Source organism: Lactobacillus sp. ESL0233, assembly GCF_003692995.1.
In the GTDB taxonomy this organism is placed as follows: Bacteria; Bacillota; Bacilli; order Lactobacillales; family Lactobacillaceae; genus Lactobacillus; species Lactobacillus bombicola.
Window position 1 is genome coordinate 18,775 of record NZ_REHH01000013.1, and the last position, 9,123, is coordinate 27,897.

Sequence of the window (9,123 nt, forward strand, 5' to 3'; positions counted from 1 at the left end):
ATGTTGCAACATTATGATGAACAATTAAAAAATAGATACAATCTTGATGCCACACTACCCTTGTTCATTGCCCAAAAAGAATATGACATAAAAATAGATTTTAATGGATTATCTATTTGGAACAATACTGATAATCATAAAGAGGTCTTTGTAAAGAAAGATACGTATGATTTTTTGCTATCTGGAAACAAATTAATACCGCTATTATTTGGGAGTGTTATTCAAGATATCAAGTATAATCTATCTATGATTTTTCGTGGTATATCTATTAATGGATATTTTGAGTATAAAATAAATTTTGACAAATCGAAGTTTGCTAAGAATGTTTCATTGACTGACATTATATTTGATGACAGTCTTCCTAAAGTATACATAAAATTATTGTGTGATATGGAAGAAAAATGGTTAACAGTTGTATTTAACAATGAAAAAACACTTTTAGATTTACAACCTGTCTCAATTAGTACCATAATGCCAGAAATTATGGCAAATTTTTCCACGGGAAACAAAAAGAGTAATAAAATTCTTCAAAGCGATACCAATCAAAAATGGGAATACACAGCCTCATATTTGATTGGTATAACAAGGGATACTTTATTTATTTTTGATAAAAAAATGAACGAAAGCCATATAAAGGTTGCTGGTGTTATAACGGATTATGAAGTATTAAAAGATAAGCTATATGTTGTTATTGTTAAAAATGCCCAATCTATTCTACAGGTTTATAACTTAGATCAATCTGCACAATTAACTTCAAAATTTATAACTAAAAGTTTGGGTCGTATAGATTTAAGTTTTCCATCAAATAAAGGACTGTGTTTCAAAGTTTCTGATTTGTTGAATGGATGTGCTTACTATGAGTATGATGAAAAAAAGGCAAAAGCAAAATTACATCGGGTTGTACCATATACGAATAAGAAAATCTCCATAGATAACTCTTTTTTTGATGAAGATCATTTTTATATAAAAAAATTATTTATAAAAGAAGTCAAAAATAAGGGAAGTATTTTTAGTTTTCATGGTGGTCCCGAAAGTTTTGAGCAACTTGATGATAGATGGCTAGCAGACTATGAAAAGTATTTAAATGCTGGCTATACTGTTTATATAGTTAATTATCCAGGTTCCATATCTTTTGGAAAAAAATATGCTGAGAGTATTTGGAAGAATTGGGAAAATGAGATATCTTTGGGCATTCAAAGAATAGCTACAGATTGTGTTAAAAATTATAATCTATTGAACTATAAGCTTATATTTTTAGGAGGTAGCTTTGGGGCACCACTTGCTTATCGTTTTTGTGAATATTTCACAAAAACTCTGCATTTCACAAAAACTAGAGCAATATTAATTTCTCCTTTAGTTAATTTACGTCAACATATAAATAAATTAGACGAAGACAATAGAAAATGGTTTACTCAAAGATTCTCAGAAAAAGATATCAATTATCTTTCAATCGCTAGTGATAAAGATATTCCCAGTTTTGAACTTTTTTGCTTACAGGGTATAAATGATGAAATATTATCAACTTTCGAAACATTGGATTATTTTTCAAAACTATCTAGGAAAAACTATAAATTGGGCAAGTTAGAAATAATTCCCGAAATGACTCACGGTCCACTGGTTTATAGTCAATACGAAGAACTTATACGCTTTATCAGACAAGGAATAGAAAAAAATGGGAAAGATTAGAATTGCTGTAGATTATATACCCTCTTTAGTTTTCGATTTTTGGCATTTTGAAACAGAAAAAGAATCTAGGTTAATTAACCAACTGGTTAATGCTAGTTTATTTAAGTGGGATACAAAAGGTGACAGAAAGCTAGATTTATTGAAAAGAAGTCCAAAAACTAAGCATGTTCTTGCAGGAGATATAGTTACTTATGAATTAAGAGATGATATTAAGTGGCAAGACGGATATCCTATATCATCTAAAGATTTTGCTTTTTGGTTTGAAGTGTATAAATCTTCAGTTAATACCAATAAATATGATGCTTGGACACATACTGATATTCAAATAGAAGGTCCCCAAAAATTCACCATATTGTTTAAAGAGAAATACGTTTTCAGGACTATGTCAAATTTGCTTCAACCTGCACCAGAACATATTTTAAGACAAGCTTGGAATATGTTTAGCAAAAAAACAAAAAAATTAAGTATACAGGATAAACAAAAACTATGGAAAAAATACATAATTAAGGAATTAGGTCCTAATACTAAAATGAAATTAGCGACAGGTCCTTTCAAAATTGTTTCAGTAGAAGAGAAATGCTTAATTCTAGAAAAAAATGATAATTATTATAATCCCAATCCAGATATAGACCAAATTTTATTAAGTGTAGAGCCTAATTTCAAACAAAGATTAAGCCTTTGTTCACAAGGTAATTTAGATCTTTGCTCGATTGACTTTTTTAATAGAGACTTAAATTTTAGCAATATGCGTGTGTATAAAAAAAATACGAATACATGGATAGGTTTATTAATAAATGATTTTTGGTTAAATGATTTTTTTGATAATGAAAATAAAAAAACGGTTTTTCGTAAAGAACTTAACAAGTTAATAAAGGAGGCAAACCTATTATCTTCAATGAATGATAATACTTTGTCTCCGGCAACTACTTTTATTTACAATCAGGATAATGCATTTAACTCCAAAAATTTACAATTAGGTAAAAATAAGCTTGTGAAATTTTTGTTGGATAATGGATTTACTAAAAACAATTCGAATATTTTTAAAAAGGGAAGTAAACTTTTTGAGTTTGAAATAACCATTCCTAATGAGAGTGATTTCTATAGCAAATTGGCTAATAAGTTAAAAAAAATATTTTCTACAGCAGGAATATTTTTAAAAATCAAAATTATAGATACTGAGTATTTTTATTCCAGTTCTTTTTTGAATCATGCCTATGATATGTCTTTTAAAATTATTCCTATAGCGTATGAAGGAGATGCATTTTTTGAAAAAGGTGAATTATTTAGTTCCGTTAAAAGTAGTGGAAAAAATTCTAATATACCTAAAAAATCCAATAACTATAATGGAGAAAATATATCAGGATATCACAATAAAGAATACGATATCATTTTTTTACAGCTTGCAGAAGAGCAAGACATGCAAAAAAGGGAAAAATTGCTTTATAAATTAGCTAAAGTGATTTTTAATACCGTTCCTGCAATCTCATTGTTTTATCAAGGAGAAATATGGTTGGTAAATTCAAGAATTCAAAATATTGATTTTAATGCTAGAACAGGTCCCATAACTTGGAATATTGATGAATGGAGAATAAGCAATGATCATTGAAACCCAAAACCTTTCCAAGCAATACCAGAAAGTCGTAGCTGCTAGATTGCTGCACAAGGAGCGCAGGCAGTTCTATGCGGTCCAAGACGTGTCGCTCAGAATTAAACTAGGCGAACGCGTGGGGATGGTCGGCCTGAACGGGTCCGGCAAGTCCACCTTGATCAAGATGATCCTAGGCATCCTGCAGCCAACCTCGGGCACGGTCCGTACCTTCGGCGTTGACCCAGTCGCTAGTCGGCAGAAGAATGCCATGAAGGTGGGAGTCGTCTTCGGCCAGCGGAGTCAGCTGCGTTGGGACCTGCCAGCCATGGATACCTTCAAGTTAAATCAAGAAATCTACCAAGTTGCCCAAAAGGACTTTGACGAGCGTGTCGCGCAACTGGCCACGATGCTTGACGCAGGTGACTTCCTGCTCCAGCCTGTGCGCAGCCTAAGCCTAGGCCAGCGCATGAAGGCCGAATTCATCGCAGCGCTGATCCACGATCCAGATCTGATCATCCTAGATGAGCCGACGATTGGGCTGGACGTTTTAAGCAAGAACAGCATTGTGCGCTTCCTTAATATGCTAACGGATAAGACTATCCTGTTCACCTCGCATGACTTGGACGAGGTGGAGAAGGTCTGCACACGTATCGTCATTCTTAACCAGGGCCACCTAGTCTTGGACAAGGACAGCCATGCGGTGGCCAACTTGGACGTACCGGCCACCATCACCTTCACCAGTGCCCGTAGCCGTTATCGTGACCTTCAAGAAGACTGGCCGAGCCTGGAATTGCTTGAAAACGGCAACTACCAGCTTGCTGGGGTCGGTCGCGGTGAAATCAAGCAGATTTTAAGCAAAATTACCGCGACCGTGCCAATCGATAACATTGAAGTCAAGTCTGGCAAGCTGGAATACCTGCTTGCGCACACGCAGGAAGGGAGCAAGCACCAATGAGGTACCGCCTAATGCTGTTCAAAATCGGAGTAAAGAAAGGCTTCTCGTCCAAGTACGTCCTACTCTTCTACCTTTTTTCCACGCTGATTTCTATTATCGTGCAGTACTTCCTGTGGCAGGCCGTACTTATCAACCGGCCCGTCAGTGAGTTCAGACAGACCCTTAGTTACCTTGTCCTGATGCAATTTTTGAGCGTCCTGTTTCCCAAGACAAGCTATGACGTCAACGACAAGGTACAGTCGGGCGACATCGCTTTGGACTTGTTGAAACCGGTAGCCGTCTCCACACAGCTGTTTTGGGAGAGCGTCGGCTACGCGGGGGCCAAGTTCATGCTTGTGGGCGTAGTCAACATCGGCATCTACCTGTGGCTGTTGGACTTCCGGATAATGCCGGCGGCTATCCTAATGGTTGCCGTTGCGGGGGTTTTGGCCTACATTTTGTACTTTGAACTGGAAATGCTCATGGGCACATTGTCGTTTTACACCTACAGCATCTGGGGCATCGTCACCTTTAAGGAGGCCATCTTGCTGATTTTAGCCGGCAACGTCTTTCCGACCTACTTTTACCCGGCAGCGTTGCGGACGCTGTCTTCCTTTTTGCCTTTCCAGTATTCCTTTGGTGCGGTCGGCATACTGGCCCAAACGCCAACAACTGGTCTGTTCTTCCGCGTGACTGCAATCCAACTGGCCTACATCGTGCTGTTTGCCATCCTGCTTAGATTGCTCTTTAGGCACGCCGTCACCAAGACGGTTATTCAAGGAGGTTAATTATGCGCTACCTCAAACTCTTATCGACCTACATGAGGATCAACTTCAAGTCGTTAGCTGTTTACGACTTGGACTTCTACTTCGCCATCTGCGGCATGATCATCCAGAACATCCTGAACATCGTTGCTTTGCGCTTCATTTTTAACCTTGTGCCGCGCATCAAAGGCTACAGCTTCGAACAGCTGCTTTTGACCTACGCCCTAGCGACTTTGGCCTGGTCGATTTTCCGCTGCTTCTTCATCAACACGCTCAACATTGCCGACTACATCCATAAGGGCAGCCTCGACACTATCCTGATCAAGCCGGTCAACCCGCTCTTCCAGCTGGTCAACGAGCGGGTTGACGAGGACTCGTGGGGCGACCTGCTGGTCGCGCTGCTCTTGCTGGTAATCGTCGACGCCCATCTGCACAACCCCTGGTACATAACAATCATGTTCATTTTCATCTCCTTCTTCACCGCGCTGATTTTCATGAGCCTAGCCATCCTGGGCAACACGGTGTCGCTGTTTTCCAACGGCCTGTCAGATCTGGCCGAGGCCACCTTCGACTTTTTTGAAATGAGCAAGTACCCGTTGGCCATTTACTCGGGGGTCTTAAAGGTGATAATGACCTTTGTCATTCCTATCGGCTGGGTGGCGTCAATACCGCAGGAACGGATTGCCCAACGGCATGAATGGATTTGGCTGGTCATCATTCCACTAGTCTGCCTCGTTTACTTTGTCCTAGTTTACCAGCTATGGCGCCTGTTTCTGAAAAAGTACCAGAGCACGGGCAGCTAAAGTAATTCCGCCATATCTTAATTGTTTAACAATACAAAAATCAAAAATGATTTTTAACATCATTTTAGTTTTATGAGGTTATATATATGTTAGCTGGTGATTTTTATTATTACCTAACCAGTTACAGTTTTGATATCACGGTTTAAATTTCCTATAGGAAATTTAAACGATTTTGGGATAGACGGCGGTTACAATTAATTTATAATTTTTATTGACATATAGATGTTAAATTAAAGAAAAAGAATATAATTATGACAATTGGTGAAGCATTAAAAGAAGAACAAATAAAACTGGGTTTAACAGGGAAGGAGATGGCTGCTGGTGTTGTCACTAATGGTACATATTCGCGTGTAATTCATGGTACAAGAAGAATAAGTAGCGATCTCTTAATAGAAATATTACTAATGCATGATATAGATTTACCGAACTTTTTTGACAAAGTTCGTGATACATACTTACCAAATTCCAATAGATTGGAAGAAAAACTATCGTCTCAATTTAGCCTTGCAGTTAATAATCACGATGTTGCCACAGCAATTAAAGTTTTTAAGCAAATAAAAGAAGCTAAGGTTAACAACCATTTTAAAAAGAGAGCACAGATAGCTATTGCTTTTTTAACCAAAGATATGGATGATATAGATGATAAATTTAGAGAATCTATCATTTACGATTTAACCAAAAATGAAAATTGGATTTTTAATGTTAAAGCTTTACTTTTATTTGCCACAGCAATTGTAATTTTACCTGCTGATTTTGTTGAAGACAAAATGACTCTCTTTTTCAGAAAAATATCACGATCTGCAAATATTTCAGAAATTATGAATGAAAGATTTGCAACCGTGTGTGTTAATTATTTGCATTGGAAATACACTCAAACGAAAAAAACTGGTGGAAAAAGTAAAAATGATAAATCTAATGTAATAAATGCTATAAAATATCTCAAAAATCTTGAGTCAACTACCCATTTCATTATTTATATAATTTCTGCTGAGTATTATTCAGCATTATTCTCTGGCAATTTGACTCGTGCTAAACAGATTAAAACGAATCTGCTTGATATGGGGTGTACATTAGCAGTTAAAAACTGGCCAATTTAAAGTAGATCTTTTACTACACTTAATTAGAAAGGTGGGATACGATATGGATTTGTGGCCAACTTGTCTAAATTTTTAAAAGTCTAATCATGAATAATATTGCCGATAACTTGCACTATATACTAGGGCTCTAGTACTTCAAAAGAATTAGTTATTATACATTCAGGATAAAATTGGTTTGTTGCCCTTTTTTCGAACTTTTCATGAGTTTTGAACGAATACAGGAGATAGCCCACAATTGCAACATGCTTTTAAGCTTTACCAAAGTTGTATGACTAGTACTGCTGTCAGGCAAGGTAACTGGAATTAATCGGATAACATTTAAACGGTATAGAGAAAAAGAAGCCTTGCAAAGCAAGACCTCTTTTCTGAATTTCAAGCAGTCGCTTTAAAGGCGGTTAGCTAGATTATAGTTTGGTTAAAGACCAATCCCATAGCTCTCCAAAGTTTTTGTGGGATGGTTTTTTTATTTGTGCTTGTCTATACAGGTCAACAAGACTGAAACTCTATACAGATTTGCATTGCACTTTCTAGATTGACAACTTGATTTCTTTATTGTCAATCTAGAACTTTTATAATTTGTTTTGCAATTGCATTTACTACAGGGACAGCGACTGAATTTCCAAATTGTTTGTACGCTTGTGTATCTGAAACCGGTATAATATAATCGGAAGGAAAACCTTGTAAACGAGAAGCTTCACGTGGAGTGATTTTTCTAGGGTTTTTATTTTTTTGTTCTATCAAGATTTCACTACCATCTTTATAATAACGAGCAGAAAGAGTATTAGTATAAGGACTCTGAGGACTAACTATAGTATAACCAAATCCTCTACCCTTTAATTTATTCTGTATTTTTCTACGTTGATGACCAGCCCAAAGTTTATCCGAAATAGTATACTTACTGTCAACTTTGGTTTCTAAAATATTACCAACTTTTGTTTTGGTTTTAGGCGGAATCGGTTTGCAAAAATCTAAATAGTTTGGAACCTGTTTAGGGTCAAAACCCACAATATATATTCTTTCTCTATTTTGTGGTACACCAAAATCTCTAGCTTTAAATAGCATTGTAGTTGTTTTATAACCCAATTCTTTTAGAGTAGAAATAATAACTTTATACGTCTTACCATGATCATGTGTGCGTAAATTTTTAACATTTTCTAGTAAAAAAGCTTTTGGCTTTTTAGCTTTTAATATTCTAGCAATTTCAAAAAACATAGTCCCTCTGGTATCGGCAAATCCTAATTTTTTACCAGCTTGACTAAAAGCTTGACAAGGAAAACCTCCTACTAAAATATCGTGGTTGGGAATATCTTCAGCATTAATTTTAGTAATATCGCCTGCTGGAGTTTCACCAAAATTTGCTCGATATGTTTTTTGAGAGAATTTATTCCATTCACTAGAAAAAACAATTTTTACTTTACCTGTAAGTTGGAATCCTAATCTAGTTCCACCTATACCAGCAAAAAGATCTACCATAGAAAATGGTGCATTTTTTGGATTTTTAAATGGTGCATTCTCTGGAAAATTAAGTATTGCAAATAATTCAAGCTTAGTAGGTTTACTCTCTCCATTTTCCCATTTGCGTAATGTTCGATCACCATATTTTGATAACCCAATAGCATCAGCCATTTCTTTTTGTGTCATACATAATTTTTCCCTTTTATTACGTATTAAAGTACCAACATCTTCACTCATTATTATCACCGTGCCTTTTTCAGGACTAATATTCCTCTTATTGACACATTATCACTATATAAGATTAAAATCAAGAGGTATATCACATGGATATAAATACTTTTAAAAAAAACATAAAGAGTAATAGAGATCAAATCATTAAACCCTATGATTTAGTATTTCAAGAATTTCAGAAATTAGGAATTGATCAAATGACTCGAGAGGAAATAATACCTCAAGTGAGTAAATTGATTGCTAAATTAAGGAATAACACTTGGGAAGCATTTAAACCATTGGAAAAAAAGTTTACAGTAAAAATGATTACTGAATTAGCTAAAAATGACACCACCTATTCAGAAGGACAAAAAGATAATCAAACAAGGATAGAAATTATATCTTCATTTATAGAGAACTATTCTGATTATATTTATCAACTTACTCTTTCAAATACAAATAGTCGTAGAAGTAGAGCAGGTAAAGAATTCGAAGCTATCCTTGAACTTCTGTTAATGGCTTGTAATATTACTATGGATAGTCAAGGTTCTGTTGGTAGAAAAGAATTTAAAGATAAAAGATTAGG

At 35.7% G+C, this 9,123-nt stretch carries 8 protein-coding genes; 7 read left to right on the forward strand and 1 reads right to left on the reverse strand.

Going from position 1 to position 9,123, the window contains the following annotated elements; all coding sequences use genetic code 11:
- From F5ESL0233_RS08120 to F5ESL0233_RS08145, 6 genes are all read left to right on the forward strand, one after another.
- Nucleotides 1–1,686: a prolyl oligopeptidase family serine peptidase gene (locus tag F5ESL0233_RS08120; RefSeq protein WP_122059668.1), complete on the forward strand. Its 1,686-nt coding sequence runs from the start codon at nucleotides 1–3 to the stop codon at nucleotides 1,684–1,686.
- Complete coding sequence (locus F5ESL0233_RS08125) at nucleotides 1,673–3,292, forward strand: ABC transporter substrate-binding protein (protein ID WP_122059669.1); 1,620 nt, start codon at nucleotides 1,673–1,675, stop codon at nucleotides 3,290–3,292. The genes F5ESL0233_RS08120 and F5ESL0233_RS08125 overlap by 14 nt, the downstream gene beginning before the upstream one ends.
- Nucleotides 3,282–4,229 (forward strand): ATP-binding cassette domain-containing protein, encoded by a 948-nt coding sequence (locus F5ESL0233_RS08130; RefSeq protein WP_122059671.1) that lies wholly within the window; start codon nucleotides 3,282–3,284, stop codon nucleotides 4,227–4,229. Before F5ESL0233_RS08125 ends, F5ESL0233_RS08130 begins: the two co-directional genes overlap by 11 nt.
- 11 nt (nucleotides 4,230–4,240) lie before the next feature.
- Entirely contained in the window at nucleotides 4,241–4,996 is a 756-nt protein-coding gene (locus F5ESL0233_RS08135) for an ABC-2 family transporter protein (RefSeq protein WP_158593149.1), read from the forward strand.
- On the forward strand, nucleotides 4,996–5,775 hold the full coding sequence (locus F5ESL0233_RS08140) for an ABC-2 family transporter protein (protein ID WP_199692586.1): 780 nt from the start codon (nucleotides 4,996–4,998) through the stop codon (nucleotides 5,773–5,775). Before F5ESL0233_RS08135 ends, F5ESL0233_RS08140 begins: the two co-directional genes overlap by 1 nt.
- 251 nt (nucleotides 5,776–6,026) lie before the next feature.
- Nucleotides 6,027–6,872, forward strand: coding sequence for a helix-turn-helix domain-containing protein (locus F5ESL0233_RS08145; protein WP_122059675.1), 846 nt, complete (start codon nucleotides 6,027–6,029; stop codon nucleotides 6,870–6,872).
- 555 nt (nucleotides 6,873–7,427) lie between these two features.
- Here the strand turns inward: F5ESL0233_RS08145 and dcm are convergent.
- Nucleotides 7,428–8,564, reverse strand: coding sequence for a DNA (cytosine-5-)-methyltransferase (gene dcm / locus F5ESL0233_RS08150; RefSeq protein ID WP_122059677.1), 1,137 nt, complete (start codon nucleotides 8,562–8,564; stop codon nucleotides 7,428–7,430).
- Nucleotides 8,565–8,650: 86 nt separating this feature from the next.
- On the opposite strand from dcm, the gene F5ESL0233_RS08155 reads away from it, so the two are divergent.
- A partial coding sequence (locus F5ESL0233_RS08155) for a hypothetical protein (protein ID WP_199692585.1) occupies nucleotides 8,651–9,123 on the forward strand: 473 nt, incomplete at its 3' end.

Bases quoted from the DNA above. Each gene is read 5' to 3' on its own strand.
- F5ESL0233_RS08120 (WP_122059668.1), top strand. From the start codon at position 1: ATGTTGCAACATTATGATGAACAATTAAAAAATAGATACAATCTTGAT.
- F5ESL0233_RS08125 (WP_122059669.1), top strand. From the start codon at position 1,673: ATGGGAAAGATTAGAATTGCTGTAGATTATATACCCTCTTTAGTTTTC.
- F5ESL0233_RS08130 (WP_122059671.1), top strand. From the start codon at position 3,282: ATGATCATTGAAACCCAAAACCTTTCCAAGCAATACCAGAAAGTCGTA.
- F5ESL0233_RS08135 (WP_158593149.1), top strand. From the start codon at position 4,241: ATGCTGTTCAAAATCGGAGTAAAGAAAGGCTTCTCGTCCAAGTACGTC.
- F5ESL0233_RS08145 (WP_122059675.1), top strand. From the start codon at position 6,027: ATGACAATTGGTGAAGCATTAAAAGAAGAACAAATAAAACTGGGTTTA.
- dcm (WP_122059677.1), bottom strand. From the start codon at position 8,564: ATGAGTGAAGATGTTGGTACTTTAATACGTAATAAAAGGGAAAAATTA.